The organism is Herbiconiux daphne (genome assembly GCF_024979295.1).
Taxonomy (GTDB): Bacteria; Actinomycetota; Actinomycetes; order Actinomycetales; family Microbacteriaceae; genus Herbiconiux; species Herbiconiux daphnes.
The window spans coordinates 1-618 of sequence record NZ_JANLCJ010000524.1; the positions used below are offsets into that span (position 1 = coordinate 1).

At 38.3% G+C, this 618-nt stretch carries 1 protein-coding gene; it reads left to right on the top strand.

All coding sequences use genetic code 11. The features are described from left to right. Nucleotides 1-12: 12 nt before the first annotated feature. The coding region (locus tag N1032_RS26235) for a hypothetical protein (RefSeq protein ID WP_259543579.1) at nucleotides 13-618 on the top strand (606 nt) is incomplete at its 3' end.

Below are 618 nucleotides of genomic sequence, written 5' to 3' on the forward strand. Positions count from 1 at the left end.
CGTGCTCGTAAGATGTCACACGACAGTAACTATGGTATTGTTAATGAGATTGAAGAAGATGCTAATACATTACAAGCAATTGAAAGGGCATTAGATAAGAACCCTGTTGCTGGTATTGCTAATGCTAACTCACTCCGTTCTCGTAGTCCATTTGGTTATGAAGGTAAATTCCAAGTCAATGGTAAGACATTGCGTAAGGCTGATATGTTAAGTCACGACCACGATAGGACATTTGCTTTGTATAATCGTCAGATGAATGGTCACTTAGCTATCACTGGTTCAACTGGTTTACATTTCAAAGACTTTATGACAGCTCTTAATACAGCAAGAAAAGAAATCACAGGTATCAGTGACGGTGTTGAGAAAACTCCTGAGCATTTGAACAATGTGAAAGCATTCAGAGATGTAGATGAAATGCTGAAATTGATTGCTGGTCGTGCTCGTGTTGATGACCCTAACTCATTAGCCAGAACTTTAACTAAGATGTTATCCACTTATGGTTATGCAACTAAGAATGGTTGGTTTGGTTTTGATAACTTAGGTGAATCTTCTTCTCTTCATAGCCGTGCTGCTTATCAATGGTATTCTGATTTAACCAAAGATACAGTGGAACCTATG